Below are 17,189 nucleotides of genomic sequence, written 5' to 3'. Positions count from 1 at the left end.
GCAGGCAGCGAAGCGATGCGGATGCTGTCATGCGCGGCCTTCACGCAGGTGGCCAAAGTGTTCAGCCTTTGCGGCCTGGACGTTTCGTACGTTATTGGATTGGAACAGGAAGCTGAGGCGATGGAAAAAAGTCAGGACCGTCCGGTAGAGGCGCTGCAAAAAGATGAATCCCAAAGCGTCGCTGCCCAGGTGGAGCGTGCGGTGGTTGGCTTGAAATACGAGATTTTCTGCCATAAAAACCACGTCGAACAACTCGAGAAGGCTGTATTCGCAGCCAATCAACGCGCCGAATCGCTGGCGCTTGAGCACAGTGCATTGAGTGCAGAGCACCATGCCATCAAAGGAAATTACCAGGTGTTGAAGAAGCAAATTGATGAAGTCTACGCCTCGAACAGCTGGCGGGTAACGGCGCCGATGCGCAAGATTGGCACCGTGCGGCGCAAAGGCCGCCAAGTCGTAGCCGCTGCCGCACTGGCTTCGTATCGCGCCTTGCCGCTGTCCCACGCCAGCAAGCAAAAACTGAAAAACGGAATCTTTAAGTATTTTGGGTTCGCGTTGAAAGGCAGCGGCGCATATCAGCGCTGGCGCGAGTTCCAGCTGATCAAGCTCGCCCCCGTGGCTGGCCAGGCGCCTGTCGTGACGAGCTCAGGCCTCATGCTGCAGCAGTCGCTGCCAGTAGCCGACGGCATCTGGGAATGGCAGGAACACGCCACCGTCAAGGCTGGGATTGCGCAAGTCAAAGCCAATCGCTTTGAAAACATCGCCGTCAAGCCGTACAGCATGGTCAAGATCGATAGCAGCGACCTGCGCCGCGTCGCAGCGTCACTGGCGTTCCCGCCCTTGGTGGCAACGCCTGATGTGTCGATCATCCTGCCAGTGTTCAACAATATCGTCCTGACGCTCGAATGCCTGGCATCGATCGCTAAGCACGTCGAAGCCGGCCATACATTTGAAATCATCGTAGCCGACGACAGCTCGACCGATGAGACCGAACAAGTCCTGGCCCTCGTGAAAAATATCCGCTACAGCCGTGGCGACACCAACCTGGGCTTCCTGCGCAACTGCAACCGCGTGCTGGATCAGGTCACGGGCCGTCATGTGCTCTATCTGAATAATGACGTGCAGGTGACGGCAGGCTGGCTCGGCGCGCTGCTCAAAACCTTCTCGCTGAAGCCGAATGTCGGCGCGGTCGGCCCGCGCTTTGTCTACCCTAACGGCTTCCTGCAGGAAGCGGGTGTCGCATTCACGCCGGACGGCGCCGCTACTATGGTGGGCCTGAACGAAGATCCTCTGCTGCCACGCTATTCCTATCTGCGCAGGGTCGACTATGTTTCGGGCGCCTGTTTGCTGTTGTCGACCGAGATGGTGAAGGAGATCGGCGGTTTCTCGGAAGAGTTCCTGCCATGCTATTGCGAAGATGCCGACCTGTGCCTGAGCGTGCGCAATGCCGGCTACGATATTTACTACAACCCGGACGCCACGATCATTCACCACCTGTCCAAAACGACAGCGCAGGGTGACAACTCGTTCAAGATGCGTGCCATCCACAACAACCTGACCACGCTGCAAAAGAAATGGACAGCGTCGCTCGAAAGCCGGATGGACCCGCGCCTGATCTGCTTCTTCTTGCCGCAATTCCACCCGATCCGGGAAAACGACCAGTGGTGGGGCCGCGGCTTTACCGAATGGACCAATGTCAGCAAGGCCCAGCCTAATTTCGTCGGCCATTACCAGCCGCGCTTGCCTGCTGACCTGGGCTACTACGACTTGCGCCTGATGGAAGTCATGCAGCAACAGGCGGAACTCGCCCAGCGTTACGGCGTACACGGTTTCTGCTATTACTATTATTGGTTCGACGGCCATCGCCTGCTCGAGCGCCCGTTGGAGCAATTGCTGCTGTCCGATGAGCCTAAGCAGCCGTTCTGCCTGTGTTGGGCGAACGAGAACTGGAGCCGCCGCTGGGATGGCCAGGAGCACGAAGTGCTGATGGCCCAGTCGCATTCGATTGAGGACGACGTCGCAGTCATCAACGACCTGATCCGTTACTTCAAGGACGAGCGCTATATCCGTATCGATGGCAAGCCGCTGCTGGTGGTCTACCGCGTCACGCTATTCCCGAACTTTGCGGAAACCGCTGCGCGCTGGCGTGCTGTCTGCCGCGAGCAGGGCATCGGCGAGATCTACATCTCCATGGTCGAATCCTTCGAGCTGGTGCATGCGGGCACGCATCCATCGGTCTATGGCTGCGATGCCAGCATTGAATTCCCGCCGCAGGGCATGGCTGCAACCAAGCCGCCGAGCGGCGAAATCCTGCGTTCCGACTTTGCCGGCGGCGTCGCCGATTACCGCGAGATCGCTGTGCACTACGCCACGCGCGAAGCGCCTGGATACACGCGCTTCAAAGGGGTGATGCCAGGATGGGACAATACCGCTCGCCGCGGAGGAAATAGCTTCTGCTTCGAGCATGCCTCGCCTGGCGCCTTCCAGGCCTGGCTGGAAGAAGCAATCGACGAAACCCGCAAGCAGAATTACGGCGATGAGCGCCTGATCTTCGTGAATGCGTGGAATGAGTGGGCGGAAGGCGCCTATCTCGAGCCTGACCGTCGCTTCGGCCATACCTATCTCGAAGCATTGCGCAACGCCCAGGATGCCGGCCGTTTGCTGACGAAAAATAACTAAGAATGAGCATGACAACATCCCAACAAAACGAAGTCTGCCTGGTCGGGCATCCTTACACGCCAATTGGCATGGGCGAACATTTGCGCGCCAGTTTCCGTTCATTCCGCGCCGCGGGGGAAGCGCCGCGCCTGCTCGACATCTATAAGTTGGAGCAGCCATCGGATGCAGACAAGGCGGAGTTTGGGCCATCGCTGCAGAATGCCCCTGCGAGTATCAACGTCTTCCACATCAACGGCGACGAGATCAAGCAAGCGTGGAAGCATTTGGGCCATCCCGAACAGATGCCCGGCTATAACGTCATTTATCCGCTGTGGGAGTTGCCGCGCTATCCGGAGGAATGGGCGACCCAGCTTGATCGCTTTGATGAAGTCTGGGCCCCATCGCGCTTCATCATGGAGAGCCTGGAAAAAGTCTGCTCCAAGCCGATCTATCACATGCCTTTGTCGTGCCAGATTTCCTTGAGCGGCTTTGTGGGGCGGCGCTATTTCGGCATTCCCGAAGCCGACTACACTTTCCTGTTCTTTTACGATTTGCGCTCCTTTTCGACGCGCAAGAATCCGGCGGGCGTGTTGCGCGCCTTCCGCAGCCTGCTGGCCAAACGCCCGTATTCCAAGGCGCACCTGGTGATCAAGGTGAATGGCGTCGAAACCAATCCAGCCGCGTTTGTCGAGTTGCAGAAGGAGGTCGCCAATCTCCACAACAATGTGACCCTGATCCAGCGCCTGATGACCGGCAATGAAGTGAAGAACCTGGTGCGTTGCTGCGATTGCTTCCTGTCGCTGCACCGCTCGGAAGGCTATGGCTTCGGTTGTGCCGAGGCGATGGCCCTGGGCCGCCCGGTGATCGCCACCGCCTATTCCGGCAATATGGATTTCATGGCGCCGGAAGCGTCGTTCGGTGTGGACTACAAGCTGATCCCAGTGCTGGAAGGCGAATATCCGCACCACGAAAACCAGGTATGGGCCGATCCTGATTACGACCAGGCTGTCGGCTTCATGGTGGAACTGGTCGACGCGCCGGAGAAGGGCCGTGGGATTGGGGCCGTGGCGCGCCAGCATATGCAAAACAGCTTCGCCTACCGTCCGACCGGACTGAATTACGTTAGCCGTCTGGACGCTATTCGCCGTAGCTTGGGTTGAGCGATGACCAGCATTCACCGATTCAACTTATCGATACCATCCGTCATATTCGTTGCATTCGCCTGCTTCGTGATATTCGCCGCCGGTGTGGGTGGGCCGATCTTTGCATCGGATGAATACGCGTTTTTCATCAGCGGAAAATTCAATCACCAGCTCGAGACCCTGTACCAGCTGGATCCGAGCCTGCAGCGGGTGTCGAATTTCCTGTATTTCTCGCTCGTCCATGCCGGCACCGCGCTGTTCGGCGAGCATTTCCTGACGTCGTACCGCGTCGTCCACGCCATTGAGTTCGTGGCTGCGGTGGGGCTGATCGGCGGTGCGGTGCGTCCGCTGCTGGACCAGCGGCGCATGATGCTGAGCGTCCTGTGCTGCCTGCTGTTCCCGGCGCACATCTATCTCTACGCGGTCATGCCGGAGGTGGATTTGATGCTGCTGGCCGCAGTCCTTGGATTTGTCTTGGTTCGCGTCTATCCGGACCAGCCGCTGCGCGCGAGCCTGCTCGCCGGCGCGGCGCTCGGTGCGGCGATCCTGGTCAAGCCGCATGCCGTGGCGATGCTGATGGCGGCTGTGGCCGCGCAAGGCCTGATGTGGCTGGCCGGCGTTGGACCGCGCCAGTTGTCGTCCGTACTGCGCAATTGCTTGGTCATGCTGGCTTCGACTTATGCCGCCTTAATCCTGCTTGCTTTCGCGTGCACTGGACGCTGGTCGCTTGATCCGACGGTCGCACTGGGCCTGAAATTTTATGGCCAGTATCTGCAAAACCAGGCGGTCCAGGTATCGCTGTTGACCAAAGTTGTCAGCGCCCTGCATTACCTGTTGGCGAACCTGGTCGTAGTTGCCCTGATTTTTGCGCCTGCGCTGGCTTGGTCCATCGGCCATGTGTGGTCCTGCCTGCGCGAGCGGCGCAGTGAGACCCCGCTGCAGACGGCATTGGCGATTTTCGTTCTCGTCATGCTGGGCTCCCACCTCGCCATGACGGCCTGGTTTACTGCCGGCGCTGCAGCGATCAGCGATAGCGAGACCATGCGCTTGCATGGCCGTTACCTCAGCGCTGCCTTGATCTGGCTGCCGCCAGTGTATTTCTTCGCGCTCACTCGGTTGTCGCCACGAATGAGGAGACTGTGCAGCGCCCTGCTGGCAGGCGCAGTCGCGCTGTTCTTGCTGGCGGTGGCGCCCAAGTTCAAGATCTATCCGTGGGACCATCCGCTGTTGATGGCGTTCTTCAATCCGCACAACTGGTACCAATGGTCTCATGGCGGGGCAGTTCCTTACCTTGCCAAATTGCTGGTCGCCGCGGTGATCGCCGGCTTGGCCCTGTCGGTATTCAAGCCAGTGTGGCAGCCGCGCATCCTGGCCGCGCAGTTGCTCCTGATTCTCGGCGCGGCATGCCTGCAGAATTACGCTTGGCTGGGTTCCCACCTGCACGGGACGATGGAAGCCAGCCATAGCGGTCATTCCTTGGGCATGCTGCTGGGTGATAAACAGATTGGCCGCGGCGTGGTGGTGACGGAAGATCGCTATGGCCGTGCTTCTTATTTCTTGTTTGGCTTGGGTAATGCGCCCAAAGTCATTGCGCGACCTGCCGGATCGATCGTGACGCCGGAAGATGTTGCCGGAGCCGACTGGGTCGTCCTCGATGGCGACTACAAACTTCGGTTTGACTACGCGGCGGCAATGTCGTTGGATAAATTGCGCCTCATTACGCTGCGCGCTGCTCCTGTGCAGATCACCCCGCACTTGCTCGCAGCGGCGCGCCAAGCCGTGCCGAAGACTGTGATGGCTGAAGGCGAAGCATTGAGCGTTCCATTGGCGCAGACGCCTGCCAATGGCGCCTTGCTGACCGGCTTTAACCAGGTCGAGGAGTGGGGCGCATGGACGAGCGAGCCAAAGGCGGAGATTGTCCTGCCGCGCTTGCTCGAAGGTAGATTGCGCATTTCCCTTTTCGGCTGGAGCCTGGCGGAAAACCTGAGTGCGCCGATGCAGTTGCAGGCTGGCGGCAAGACTTACCCTTTGCTCCTGACCGGCACTGGTAAAGATATCGTTGTGGAGGTCAACCTGGCCAAGCCAAGCGATCGATTGGTTTTTGAGTCCGGCGTGTACAAGCCGGCGGATTCTGCCCGCACCCTCGGCATGGCCATCGCCAAGGTCAATATCGAACGGTTGCAGAAGTGACTTTTTGTCGAAGAAGAAAAATATGAAACGAATGTTTAGCGAGTCCAAACAAATCGCCGTCGTGATCCCCTGCTACAAGGTCACCAATCATGTACTGGGTGTGATCGCCGCGATCGGCCCCGAGGTCTGGCGTATTTACGCAGTGGACGACAAATGCCCGGATGGCTCGGGCGACTTCATCGAGAAGAACAATGTCGATCCGCGCGTCGTAGTGTTGCGTAATGAAGTCAACCAAGGTGTTGGCGGTGCTGTGATGCACGGCTACCGCCAGGCGGTTGCCGATGGTGCCGGCGTGATCGTCAAGATCGATGGCGATGGCCAGATGGATCCGTCCCTGGTGCCCGATTTCGTTGGCCCGATCTTGCGCGGCGAAGCGGACTACACCAAGGGCAACCGTTTCTATGATCTCGAGGAAATTCGCTCGATGCCGGCGATACGCCTGTTCGGCAATGCCGTGCTGTCGTTCATGACCAAGATTTCATCGGGCTACTGGGACTTGTTCGATCCAACCAACGGCTATACCGCCATCCACGTGGACGTGGCCAGCCACCTTCCGTTCGACAAGATCAGCAAGCGCTACTTCTTCGAGACGGACATCCTGTTCCGCTTGAATACCCTGCGCGCCGTGGTGCAGGACGTGCCGATGGATGCCAGCTACGGCGACGAGGTCAGCAACCTGAAGATCTCCAAGATCGTTGGTGAATTTCTGGCCAAGCACATTCGTAATTTCAGCAAGCGCATTTTCTATAACTACTATCTGCGCGACCTGTCGATTGCTTCCATCGAGCTTCCACTCGGCCTTCTGCTGCTCGGCTTTGGCACGATATATGGTGTGAGCCACTGGGTGTCCGCTGCGCGCGACGGCACAGTAACACCGGCTGGCACCGTCATGCTGTCCGCCTTGCCCGTGCTCATGGGCGTGCAGCTGATCCTGGCTTTCCTGGCCTTTGACATCAGCTCCGTGCCGAAGACGCCGTGGCACCGCCGTGGCCGCGGCGCGGCCTTGAAGCGAGAGAAGGCATGAATATGAACGTGGCCCGCCTGCGCCATTTTTCTGTCTTCGTGGGCGGAGGCTTGCTGTCGGCGGTGGTCGACATTGGCACGCTCAAGGCCTTGCTGGTGGCCGGCTGCACCGCGCCGCTGGCCGTCGCGGGCGGTTTCATGACGGGTCTGCTGGTGAACTATCTCTTCCACCAGAACCTGACATTCAAATCCCAGCCATCGCTCTGGAAGGTTTGCCGCTTCCTGATGGTGGTTGGCATCAATTACCTGATCACCATGGCTTGCATCTATGTTTCCAACAATCTGCTGGGGGTAGGAGTGATTTGGGGTAAGATTTTTTCCTTGCCGCTGGTTGCGGTCAACGGCTTCATCCTGAGCAAGTATTGGGTCTTCAAATGATCACGTATGCACCAGTCAAGCACGATTCAGCAGCGATCGCGAAATATGTGGGCCTGTTCCAGGCCTGCTTCCCGGGCGCAGACAAGTACAACCATGCCTACCTGACCTGGCTGTACCAGGATAATCCGGACGGGCCTGTGATCGGCTTTGACGCCTGGGATGGCGATGTGCTGGCCGCCCACTATGTGACGATTCCGGCCATGGCCAATATCGGCGGTGAAGTGGTGCGCGTGGCTTTGTCGCTCAATACGGCAACCCATCCGAATTACCAGGGCAAAGGCTTGTTCACCAAGTTGGCGGAAATGACCTACGATGCGGCGCGCGACATGGGCATCGACGCCGTGTATGGCGTGGCCAACGCAAACAGTACCCCAGGCTTTGTTCGCAAGCTCGGTTTCCAGCTGGTCGAACCACTGAAGGCGCAAATTGGCGTCGGCGGCGTGTTGCGCTCGCCTTCCGATCAAGCGCTCGGACAATTTGAACGCGTGCACTCCGCTGCCAGCCTGAAATGGCGTTGCGCGAATCCGGAAAACCCGATCTACGCCCGCCGCAACGAGAGAACGCTGGAATTTTTCGCCCCTTCTGTCAAGCCATGGCTGCCAGCATACGCCGAAATTCCGCAAGTCCAGGGCAACGGGCTGGAATTGAATCCGCCGCCGATGATGCAGCCTTTGCGCCTGTTTATGGGACTGGTGCCGAACAACGTTCCTCGGCGCGGCGCATATATCGAAATTCCAAACCGCCTCAAGCCTTCGCCACTGAACTTCATCTACCGCTCCCTGAGCGGGCGGGTGCCCAAGCTGGAGGCCGGCAGCGTCGCTTTCTCCTTCCTGGATTTCGATGCCTACTAATCCAGGAACCCCGCCAGTCGCGCTATTCCTGTTTGCCCATCAGGACGATGAATTCGGTGTCTTCCAGCAGATATTGAATGAGCGGCAGAATGGGCGCATGGTGCTGTGCGCTTACCTGACTGACGGCGCCAGCCCCGGCGTGACCCCGGCGATGCGCAATGCCGAGTCCTTGCGCGTCCTGGCCGCATTGGATGTGAAGGAAGAGAACGTCATGTTTGCCGGCGAACAGCTAGGGATACGCGACGCCGCCTTGCCTGAACATATGCCCGCCGTGGAGGAATACTTGCGCGGCGTCCTGGGCCAATATGCGATTGAGCGCATCTATGTCACGGCATGGGAGGGAGGACATCACGATCATGATGCCCTGCACGCCGTGACGGTCCGCCTGAGCTATACCTTGGGCAGGCAAGCCGAAGTCTTACAATATTCGCTTTACAACGGGAAAAACTGCCCGGGTCCATTCTTTTCTGTTTTAAAGCCAATAGCTGAGAATGGTCTCGCCGAAAGGCAGGCGATATCGTTCAAGAACCGCCTGCGCTTCCTGCGTTATTGCTTGAGCTATCCGTCCCAGCGCAAGACCTGGATCGGCCTGTTCCCATTTGTGGCAATGCGTTACCTGTTGTCGCCTTACCAGCAGTTGCAAGCAGTCAGCCTGGAGCGCCTGAGATCCCGGCCCCACCAAGGGGCTCTCTATTATGAGAAGCGAGAGTTCTTCAGTTGGCAGCGCATGAATGAACTCGTGAACGGCAGTATGGCGAAAGAATGAAATTTTTGTTGAAGGATTAGAGATGAAACCCGTAGAAAAGAAAGCCTTGATCACTGGTATTACTGGCCAGGATGGCGCTTACCTGGCGCAACTGCTGCTGGAAAAAGGCTATGAAGTCACCGGTACCTATCGTCGTACCAGCTCGGTGAACTTCTGGCGTATCGCCGAACTTGGCATCGAAACGCATCCAAAACTGAAACTGGTCGAATACGATTTGACCGATCTGGGGTCCAGTATCCGTCTGCTGCAAGCCGGCAATTTTGACGAGATCTATAACCTGGCAGCGCAGAGCTTTGTCGGCGTGTCGTTCGACCAGCCGGTCACGACTGCCGCCATTACCGGCATCGGCCCAGTCCATCTGCTGGAAGCGATCCGCATCGTGAATCCGAAGATCCGCTTCTACCAGGCGTCGACCTCGGAAATGTTCGGCAAGGTACAGGCGATCCCGCAAGTTGAAGACACGCCGTTCTATCCGCGCAGCCCATATGGCGTGGCCAAGCTGTACGCGCACTGGATGACGGTGAACTATCGTGAGTCTTACGGCATCTTCGGTTCCAGCGGTATCCTGTTCAACCACGAGTCTCCGCTGCGCGGCCGCGAATTCGTCACCCGCAAGATCACCGATTCGGTGGCCAAGATCAAGCTGGGCCAGCAGGATGTCCTGGAGCTGGGCAATATGGATGCCAAGCGCGACTGGGGCTTCGCTAAAGAGTATGTGGAAGGCATGTGGCGCATGCTGCAGGCTGGCCAGCCTGACACTTTCGTCCTGGCGACCAACCGCACCGAAACCGTGCGCGATTTCGTTTCGCTGGCATTCAAGGCGATCGATGTACAGATTGAATGGAAGGGCGAAGCCGAGAACGAGATTGGCCGTTGCGTCAGCACCGGCAAAGAACTGGTGCGCGTCAACCCACGCTTCTACCGTCCTGCCGAAGTTGAGCTGCTGATCGGTGATCCTGCCAAGGCTACCCGCGAGCTGGGCTGGAAGCCGCAGACCACGCTGGAAGAGCTGTGCCAGATGATGGTGGAGGCAGACCTGCGCCGTAACGCTGCCGGCTTCTCGTTCTGAGTTGGTCGACATGAAACGCGCGCTGATTACAGGCATCCATGGCTTTACCGGCCACTATCTCGCGCAATCGTTGCGCGCCGCGGGCTATCGCGTGTTTGGTACAGCCTTGTCGCCGTCTGCGGATGAGCAGGATGTGATTGCGGTTGACCTCGGCGACCGCGATGCGGTACTGCGCATGGTGGAGCAGGTGCAGCCCGATGTGGTGGTGCACCTGGCGGCCATCGCCTTTGTGGCGCATTCGGATATTGCGGCCATGTACCGCACCAATGTGGTCGGCACGCGTAACCTGCTGGAAGCGTTGGCAGGGCTCTCGAGCAAGCCTTCCGCAGTGTTGCTGGCATCGAGCGCCAATATTTACGGCAATACCGATATCGAGCCGATCAGTGAAACCGTGGCGCCGGCGCCGGCCAACGATTACGCAGTCAGCAAGCTCTCGATGGAATACATGGCGCGCCTGTGGATGGACCGTTTGCCGATTACGATGGTGCGGCCGTTTAACTACACAGGTGTGGGCCAGCATGAGAACTTCCTGCTGCCGAAAATCGTCTCGCACTTCCGCCGCGGCGCACGCGACATTGAACTGGGCAACCTGCATGTCTGGCGCGACTTCTCGGATGTGCGCATGGTGGTCGATAGCTACACCAGATTGCTGGAGGCGGGCAGCCAGATTGCAGGCCAGACCTTCAACGTCTGTTCGGGTATCGGGCATTCTCTCGGCGAAGCGCTCGATATGATGGCCGAAATTGCCGGCTACACGATTAATGTGTCCGTCAATCCGGCCTTTGTGCGCAGCAATGAAGTGGCGCGCCTGGTAGGCAGCAATGCCAAATTGCAGGCAGCGATCGGGCCATTGAACCAGCGGCCGCTGGCGGAGACGCTGCGCTGGATGTACGAAAGCTGAGCGCGCTGAATGAGCGAAAAGAACTTTCACCCGAAGTATCGGGCTGATATTGATGGACTTCGTGCGCTTGCAATTCTTCCCGTCGTCGCCTATCACGCCTTTCCACGCTTCGCTCCCGGTGGTTTCGTCGGGGTTGATATTTTCTTTGTCATCTCGGGATATCTCATCTCGCTGATTGTTTTCAAAAGCTTGGCGCACAATGAATTCTCTCTGGCAGAGTTCTACGCGCACCGGGTCAAGCGGATTTTTCCAGCGCTATTGCTGGTGGTAGGCGCCAGCTACGTAGCTGGCTGGGTCATCCTGCTGCCCGAAGAGTTCAAACAGCTGGGCATGCATATTGCTGCGGGAATGGGCTTCGTCGAGAATCTCGTACTCTGGAAAGAGGCGGGGTATTTCGACGTTGCGTCCGAACTCAAGCCACTGATGCATTTGTGGTCACTCGCAGTGGAGGAACAGTTTTACCTGGTTTATCCACTGTTTGTCTGGATCTTGTGGAAGACAAGGTGGAGTATCTCGGTCCTGCTTGGTATTGTTGCTCTTGGCATCGTCTCGTTCGTACTGAATGTCAAAGGAATTCACACTGATGCGGTAAAGACTTTCTTCGCCCCGCAAATGCGTTTCTGGGAGCTGATGGTCGGTTCTGTACTGGCTTACCTTAGTGGTTCCGGCTTGCTTCGCAAGGCAGCAGCGGATCCGGAACGTCCAGCCTTGTTCGCCAATATCTGCTCGATTGCCGGCATATTGCTGATCGTCTATGCGATCGCGGCCTACAATGCCAAGGTGCTGTATCCCGGCGTGCGCGCCGTCGCTCCTGTGTTGGGTGCCGGGCTGTTGATCTTTGCTGGTCCACAAGCGTGGGTGAATCGTCTGCTGTTGTCGCGCAAGGTATTTGTTTGGGTCGGCTTGATCAGCTACCCGCTCTACCTCTGGCATTGGCCCTTGCTGTCATTTGCCCGCATCGTTGATTCAGCTGCACCGTCGCCAGCCCTGCGTGCGGTGGCTGTTGCGATGAGCTTCATCCTTGCAGCACTGACGTATGTCCTCGTAGAGAAACGCATCCGCTACGGCCGAAGCACATGGAAAACAGTCGCTGTGCTTTGCTCGCTTGCGATCATGGCGGGCGTTGCTGGGTATTACACCTATTTGCGCAATGGCCTGGATTTCAGGTTCCCGCCGGTGGTGAACGAGTTGATGTCCTATAAGTATGATTTCAACGCTGCGTACCGGCACGAGACTTGCTTTTTGAATCCGGACCAGGACTACAAGATTTTCGAGAAATGCCGCCCTGAAACGACGCATAGCAAAACCATTTTCCTATGGGGCGATTCGCACGCTGCCCACCTGTATCCGGGCTATAAGCAGCGCTACTCGAATGAATACAGCATCATTCAAAGGAACGCCTCGGGCTGCCCGCCCATCGTGGACCTGGAAATCGTGAGCCGGATTCATTGCAAGAAGATCAACGATTACGTACTTCAGCTGATCAAAGATACCCATCCGGATCGGGTTGTTCTCTCTGCGGTCTGGCCAAATTACGACCTGGCGAACCTGGATAGGACGATTGACATGCTGAAGGGGTATGGCATCCGGGAGATTGAGATCGTCGGCCCGGTCCCGCAATGGAAAGATGGCTTGCCGAAGCAACTGTATTCCTATTACAGGAGCCATGTCCCCCATAAGATTCCGGAACGGATGTCCTCAGGATTGAACGAGAACTTCTCGATCTCGGATAGGGAGTTGAGTTCGAAATTCAGGAACAGCGACGTGCACTACATCTCTGCAAAAGATGCCTTATGCAATAGCGATGGCTGTCTCACGAGGCTTGGCGATGCGGGGAGCTCTTTGATCGCATGGGACTATGCCCATTTGACTGCTCCGGGATCTGTCTACCTGGTATCCAGATTCCCGGAGTTTAAGGCGCCTTTGTCTCCTTAAAGCGCCTGTCCACCGTTCAACCGCGGTGATAGACATCCTCGAAACGGACGATATCATCCTCGCCGAGGTAGCTGCCCGACTGGACTTCGATGAGGTGCAGCGGCAGCTTGCCCGGGTTTTCCAGGCGATGGGTCATGCCGATCGGGATGTAGGTCGATTCGTTCTCGGTCAGCAGGATTTCCTTTTCGCCGCAGGTTACGCGCGCGGTGCCCGATACCACCACCCAGTGCTCGGCGCGATGGTGGTGCATCTGCAGCGACAGCTTGCCGCCAGGGTTGACGGTAATGCGCTTGACCTGGAAGCGCTCACCGATATCGATGCCCTCGTAGCTGCCCCAAGGGCGATAGACCCTGGTGTGATGCAGGTGCTCGGTACGGCTGCTGGACTTCAGGTGATCGACGACCTGCTTCACGCGCTGCACCTGGTCCTTGTGCGCGACCAGCACGGCATCGGCGGTCTCCACGATCACCAGGTCCTGCACGCCGATCGCCGCCACGATACGCCCTTCAGCACGTACCAGGCAATTCCTTGTGTCATCTGTGTACACGTCGCCGCGCGTCACATTGCCTTGACTATCGGCTTGCTGCACATTGGCCAGGGCAGTCCAGGATCCCACGTCATTCCAGCCGATCGAAGCCGGTACCACGACAGCTCGCGCGGTCCGTTCCATGACAGCATAGTCGATCGAATCGGACGGGCAGGCCGTGAAGGCGGCTTCATCCAGGCGGCAGAAGTCCAGGTCGCGGTAGCCCTTGCCGACTGCATCCTCGCTGGACTTGGCCATTGCGGGCTGGAATTGCGCCAGTTCTTTCAGGTAGGCGTCGGCGCGGAACAGGAACATGCCGCTGTTCCAGAAGAAATTGCCGGAATTGATAAAGCTCTGCGCGGTCTCGCGGTTCGGCTTTTCAACGAATTTTGCGACCTTGAAGCAGCCTGCATCAGCCAGGGCTTCGCCGCTCTGGATATAGCCATAGCCCGTTTCCGGCGCTGTCGGCACGATGCCGAAGGTCGCCAGGGCTCCCTGTTGCGCTTGCGTCGCTGCGCGCCGGACAGCGGCATAGAAGGATTCGACATCCTCGATCACATGATCGGCCGGCAGCACCAGCATTACCGCATCAGGATCGATTGCAGCCACGTAATGGGCTGCAGCGGCGACGGCAGGGGCAGTGTTACGTGCCACCGGCTCCAGCAAGATCCCCAGGGGCGCCACGCCGATTTCACGCAATTGCTCAGCAACCAGGAAGCGGTGCTCATTGCCGCAGACCACCAGCGGCGCCATCATGCCCTCGCGGCCCGCCAAGCGCAGCACCGTGTCCTGCAGCATCGTCTTGTCAGTGACCAGGGGCAGCAACTGCTTTGGCAAAGCTGCGCGCGACAGGGGCCATAAGCGGGTACCGGCGCCGCCGGACAAAATGATCGGGTAAATTTTCATGCCTGAGGGTTCACGGTTGAATGCTGAGCCGCGAAGTCTACAACATTTTCTCAATTATCTGAGCGGCGCAAGGTGCGGCACAGGCATGGGATGTAGACAAAAAGAAAACGCCGACCACAAGGATCGGCGTTTTCTTTTTTTATTCTTGGTGGCCCGGGGCGGAATCGAACCACCGACACAAGGATTTTCAATCCTCTGCTCTACCAACTGAGCTACCAGGCCAAGGCGCGCAATTATAGCAGACCGTTTTTGCATTTGCCAAGTGCCTGGCGCAGTACGATAGAATGTTGTCATGAGTGCACCATCCCTCGATTCCGGTCAGATCGCCTTCATGCGCAGCGGCGTATCGATCAGTGTCGCCAGTTGCGACCGCTATGGCATGCCGCAGCTGGTGCGCGCCATCGGCTGCCGTGTCAGCGACGATGGCACGCGCGTCACAATCTTCGTGCCGGAAGCGAAGTCGCAGGCGGTGCAGCGCGATATCTTTGCCAGCGGCGCCATTGCCGTGGCCTTCACCCAGCCCTCCACCCACCGTACCATGCAGTTGAAGAGCCGGGACGCCCGCGTATCGGCCCTCCAGCCGGACGATCCGCAATTGGTCGAAGCCTACCGGGATGCTTTTGTGGCGGAGGTCAGGGCGATGGGCCACCACGAAACCATGGTGCGCACGCTGCTCTCTTGTCCGCCGGACGAACTGGTGGCACTGACTTTCTGCCCGAGCGAAGCATATAGCCAGACGCCTGGACCCAATGCCGGCAAGAAGCTGGAGGCCGGAGAATGAGCGCCGTCACCCTGGACACCATCCGCGAATGTTTCGAGGGCATGGTGCCGGCGGTACTGGGCACGGCCGACCTGAGTGGGATGCCGAATGCGTCCTATCTATCGCAGGTGCAGTATATGGACCGCGAGCATGTGGCGCTGTCCTACCAGTTCTTCAACAAGACCCGCGCCAACATCCTGGCCAATCCGAACGCACGGCTGACGGTGATCAATCCGCACACTGGCGCCCAGTATTCGCTGGCGCTTCAATACCTGCGCACCGAAACCTCCGGCCAGCTCTTCGAAAGCATGAAAGCCAAACTGGCGGGCCTGGCGTCGCACGCGGGTATGGCCAATGTATTCCGCCTGCTAGGTTCGGACGTGTTCCGTGTGACGGAAATCGTGTGCGTCGACCGCGACGTATCTCCGCCGCCGCCGCCGCCGCGCAATACGCTGGCCGCGCTGCGCGTTTGCTCCGAACGTTTGCTGGCTTGCCGCGATCTCGCCCAATTGTTCGACGAAACCATGGTTTGCCTGGACGAGAAGATGGGCATCAGCCATGCCATGCTGTTGCTGCACGACGCGCAGGCGGGCTGCCTGTACACGGTGGCCAGCCATGGGTACGAGCAGTCGGGCGTTGGTTCGGAAATCCCGTTAGGGCAGGGCGTGATCGGCGTGGCGGCGCGTGAAGGCGCGGCGATCCGGATCAGCCATATGACGTCCGAGTACAGCTATAGCCGCGCAATCCGGCAACAGGCGGAGGAGAGCGGGATGGCGCAGGCCTTGCAGACCGAGATCCCGTTCCCCGGCCTTGCCGAGTCGCGCAGCCAGCTGGCGGTGCCGATCCAGGGCTGCGAACGCCTGCTCGGCGTGCTGTACGTGGAAAGCCCGCAAGACCTGCGCTTCACTTACGACGATGAAGACGCGCTGGTCACGCTGTGCGGCCAGCTGGCGATGGCCATGCATATCCTGCAAAACGTGCCGGCGCCCGAGCCGGAACCGGAGCCGGCATCGGCGCCCGATGTGCAAGGCGCACCGCTCGCGGTCCGCCACTTTGCCGACAATGATTCCATCTTCTTCGGCAACGACTACATGATCAAGGGCGTGGCGGGAGCCGTGCTATGGGCGCTGCTGCAGGACTTTGTCGCGCAGGGCAAGACGGCGTTCAGCAACCGCGAACTGCGGCTGGACCAGCGCGTGCGCCTGCCTGATGTCAGCGACAACCTGGAAGCGCGGCTGGTGCTGTTGGCGCGGCGCCTGTACGAACGCGAGGCGCCGGTGCGGATCGAGAAAACGGGGCGCGGACATTTCCGTCTTTGCGTCCAGCGCCCCTTGCTTCTGGCCGAAGCCTGATCATGCCGCCATGGCTGGCGGTGCCGCCAGCGCGGCATCCAGCTTGGCCGCATCGCGCTCGCTGAGCAGGCTGCGGGCCAGGGCCAGCACGCCTTCAAACACAGGCGGCGGCATGCCGGCGCGCATGCCAAGCATCATGCCGGCGCGTTCGGCAGGGTTCAGCGCAGGGATCATCCAGCGCATGGTGGACTGCATTTCCTCCGGCGGGATCACGGCCAGGATGCGCTCGTGGATCAACTCGAGCTCCTGATCCGTATAGCAGGCCCACAGCACGGCATTGTGTTCGGTCTCCTCCAGGTTCATATGCACCAGGTTTTCGCCGACGAAGACCGACATTTGCAGGTGCAGGTGTTCCAGGTGAGGGAAGCGCGCGCCGCCGATGGCAGTGCCGCAGTGGTCGCACAGGGCCAGCAGCTTGTCGATGGCCCAATCGTGGTGGTCGTGGTCGCCCTCCGCCACTTGCGCGGAGCCGGGACGGCGCGCATGCATCGCAGGGTGTACATAGTCGCGCTCATGTTCCAGGTGCTTGCGCATCAGGGCCAGCAGCTCGCGCACCTGCGCCAGGGCGCCGTGCAGGTCTTCGTTGTCGGCGGCATCGGTTCGGGACAGGCGCGCTAGCGTGTCGCTCATGAAGTTGCGCAGCGCCTTATGGATGCCGGCATACATATTGATTCGTGGTTTGCTCATTTCTCTTCATCCTCGGGTTGGTACGAAGAGAATGGTAGGCATTTA

The 17,189-nt window shown here is 58.9% G+C and carries 14 protein-coding genes and 1 tRNA gene; 12 read left to right on the top strand and 3 right to left on the bottom strand.

Annotated features, from left to right (window positions below; genetic code table 11):
- Window positions 1-120 precede the first annotated feature (120 nt).
- From AC1RTP_RS23060 to AC1RTP_RS23015, 10 genes are read left to right on the top strand one after another with little or no spacing between them, the layout of a single operon-like run.
- Window positions 121-2,679: a glycoside hydrolase family 99-like domain-containing protein gene (locus AC1RTP_RS23060; RefSeq protein WP_498610873.1), complete on the top strand. Its 2,559-nt coding sequence runs from the start codon at window positions 121-123 to the stop codon at window positions 2,677-2,679.
- An 8-nt stretch (window positions 2,680-2,687) separates the two neighbouring features.
- The gene (locus AC1RTP_RS23055; protein ID WP_498610871.1) at window positions 2,688-3,818 is read left to right on the top strand and encodes a glycosyltransferase family 4 protein; all 1,131 of its coding nucleotides are present in this window, start codon (window positions 2,688-2,690) and stop codon (window positions 3,816-3,818) included.
- 3 nt (window positions 3,819-3,821) lie between these two features.
- The gene (locus tag AC1RTP_RS23050; RefSeq protein ID WP_498610869.1) at window positions 3,822-5,990 is read left to right on the top strand and encodes a glycosyltransferase family 39 protein; all 2,169 of its coding nucleotides are present in this window, start codon (window positions 3,822-3,824) and stop codon (window positions 5,988-5,990) included.
- 22 nt (window positions 5,991-6,012) lie between these two features.
- Window positions 6,013-7,014, top strand: coding sequence for a glycosyltransferase family 2 protein (locus tag AC1RTP_RS23045; RefSeq protein ID WP_498610867.1), 1,002 nt, complete (start codon window positions 6,013-6,015; stop codon window positions 7,012-7,014).
- Window positions 7,011-7,391: a GtrA family protein gene (locus AC1RTP_RS23040; protein WP_498610865.1), complete on the top strand. Its 381-nt coding sequence runs from the start codon at window positions 7,011-7,013 to the stop codon at window positions 7,389-7,391. The genes AC1RTP_RS23045 and AC1RTP_RS23040 overlap by 4 nt, the downstream gene beginning before the upstream one ends.
- Entirely contained in the window at window positions 7,388-8,242 is an 855-nt protein-coding gene (locus AC1RTP_RS23035; protein WP_498610863.1) for a GNAT family N-acetyltransferase, read from the top strand. Before AC1RTP_RS23040 ends, AC1RTP_RS23035 begins: the two co-directional genes overlap by 4 nt.
- Window positions 8,232-9,008, top strand: coding sequence for a PIG-L deacetylase family protein (locus AC1RTP_RS23030; protein ID WP_498610862.1), 777 nt, complete (start codon window positions 8,232-8,234; stop codon window positions 9,006-9,008). The genes AC1RTP_RS23035 and AC1RTP_RS23030 overlap by 11 nt, the downstream gene beginning before the upstream one ends.
- Before the next feature lie 22 nt (window positions 9,009-9,030).
- Window positions 9,031-10,077: a GDP-mannose 4,6-dehydratase gene (gene gmd, locus AC1RTP_RS23025; RefSeq protein WP_498610860.1), complete on the top strand. Its 1,047-nt coding sequence runs from the start codon at window positions 9,031-9,033 to the stop codon at window positions 10,075-10,077.
- A 10-nt stretch (window positions 10,078-10,087) separates the two neighbouring features.
- Complete coding sequence (locus AC1RTP_RS23020; RefSeq protein WP_498610858.1) at window positions 10,088-10,978, top strand: GDP-mannose 4,6-dehydratase; 891 nt, start codon at window positions 10,088-10,090, stop codon at window positions 10,976-10,978.
- A 9-nt stretch (window positions 10,979-10,987) separates the two neighbouring features.
- Window positions 10,988-12,913 carry an acyltransferase family protein gene (locus AC1RTP_RS23015; RefSeq protein ID WP_498610857.1) on the top strand — a complete coding sequence of 642 codons (1,926 nt, stop codon included), beginning with the start codon at window positions 10,988-10,990 and terminating at the stop codon, window positions 12,911-12,913.
- Window positions 12,914-12,929: 16 nt separating this feature from the next.
- Here the strand turns inward: AC1RTP_RS23015 and AC1RTP_RS23010 are convergent, their stop codons facing one another.
- Entirely contained in the window at window positions 12,930-14,345 is a 1,416-nt protein-coding gene (locus tag AC1RTP_RS23010; RefSeq protein ID WP_498610855.1) for a mannose-1-phosphate guanylyltransferase/mannose-6-phosphate isomerase, read from the bottom strand.
- 146 nt (window positions 14,346-14,491) lie between these two features.
- Window positions 14,492-14,567: transfer RNA gene (locus tag AC1RTP_RS23005), tRNA-Phe, on the bottom strand.
- 70 nt (window positions 14,568-14,637) lie between these two features.
- Between AC1RTP_RS23005 and AC1RTP_RS23000 the strand changes: the two genes are divergently transcribed.
- Window positions 14,638-15,126, top strand: coding sequence for a hypothetical protein (locus tag AC1RTP_RS23000; RefSeq protein WP_498610853.1), 489 nt, complete (start codon window positions 14,638-14,640; stop codon window positions 15,124-15,126).
- Window positions 15,123-16,457 (top strand): GAF domain-containing protein, encoded by a 1,335-nt coding sequence (locus AC1RTP_RS22995; RefSeq protein ID WP_498610851.1) that lies wholly within the window; start codon window positions 15,123-15,125, stop codon window positions 16,455-16,457. The genes AC1RTP_RS23000 and AC1RTP_RS22995 overlap by 4 nt, the downstream gene beginning before the upstream one ends.
- Here the strand turns inward: AC1RTP_RS22995 and AC1RTP_RS22990 are convergent, their stop codons facing one another.
- On the bottom strand, window positions 16,458-17,144 hold the full coding sequence (locus AC1RTP_RS22990) for a hemerythrin domain-containing protein (RefSeq protein ID WP_498610849.1): 687 nt from the start codon (window positions 17,142-17,144) through the stop codon (window positions 16,458-16,460). It abuts the gene before it with no gap.
- Window positions 17,145-17,189: the final 45 nt, after the last annotated feature.

This window comes from Pseudoduganella sp. GW821-FHT11H04 (genome assembly GCF_058807935.1).
The sequence above is the reverse complement of the archived record's forward strand: the minus strand, read 5'-3'. Positions and strand labels throughout refer to the sequence as shown.

Coding starts and splice junctions, on each gene's coding strand:
- AC1RTP_RS23010 (WP_498610855.1), bottom strand. CDS start 14,345: ATGAAAATTTACCCGATCATTTTGTCCGGCGGCGCCGGTACCCGCTTA.
- AC1RTP_RS23040 (WP_498610865.1), top strand. CDS start 7,011: ATGAATATGAACGTGGCCCGCCTGCGCCATTTTTCTGTCTTCGTGGGC.
- AC1RTP_RS23045 (WP_498610867.1), top strand. CDS start 6,013: ATGAAACGAATGTTTAGCGAGTCCAAACAAATCGCCGTCGTGATCCCC.
- AC1RTP_RS23060 (WP_498610873.1), top strand. CDS start 121: ATGGAAAAAAGTCAGGACCGTCCGGTAGAGGCGCTGCAAAAAGATGAA.
- AC1RTP_RS22990 (WP_498610849.1), bottom strand. CDS start 17,144: ATGAGCAAACCACGAATCAATATGTATGCCGGCATCCATAAGGCGCTG.
- AC1RTP_RS23030 (WP_498610862.1), top strand. CDS start 8,232: ATGCCTACTAATCCAGGAACCCCGCCAGTCGCGCTATTCCTGTTTGCC.
- gmd (WP_498610860.1), top strand. CDS start 9,031: ATGAAACCCGTAGAAAAGAAAGCCTTGATCACTGGTATTACTGGCCAG.
- AC1RTP_RS23055 (WP_498610871.1), top strand. CDS start 2,688: ATGACAACATCCCAACAAAACGAAGTCTGCCTGGTCGGGCATCCTTAC.
- AC1RTP_RS23000 (WP_498610853.1), top strand. CDS start 14,638: ATGAGTGCACCATCCCTCGATTCCGGTCAGATCGCCTTCATGCGCAGC.
- AC1RTP_RS22995 (WP_498610851.1), top strand. CDS start 15,123: ATGAGCGCCGTCACCCTGGACACCATCCGCGAATGTTTCGAGGGCATG.
- AC1RTP_RS23015 (WP_498610857.1), top strand. CDS start 10,988: ATGAGCGAAAAGAACTTTCACCCGAAGTATCGGGCTGATATTGATGGA.
- AC1RTP_RS23020 (WP_498610858.1), top strand. CDS start 10,088: ATGAAACGCGCGCTGATTACAGGCATCCATGGCTTTACCGGCCACTAT.
- AC1RTP_RS23050 (WP_498610869.1), top strand. CDS start 3,822: ATGACCAGCATTCACCGATTCAACTTATCGATACCATCCGTCATATTC.
- AC1RTP_RS23035 (WP_498610863.1), top strand. CDS start 7,388: ATGATCACGTATGCACCAGTCAAGCACGATTCAGCAGCGATCGCGAAA.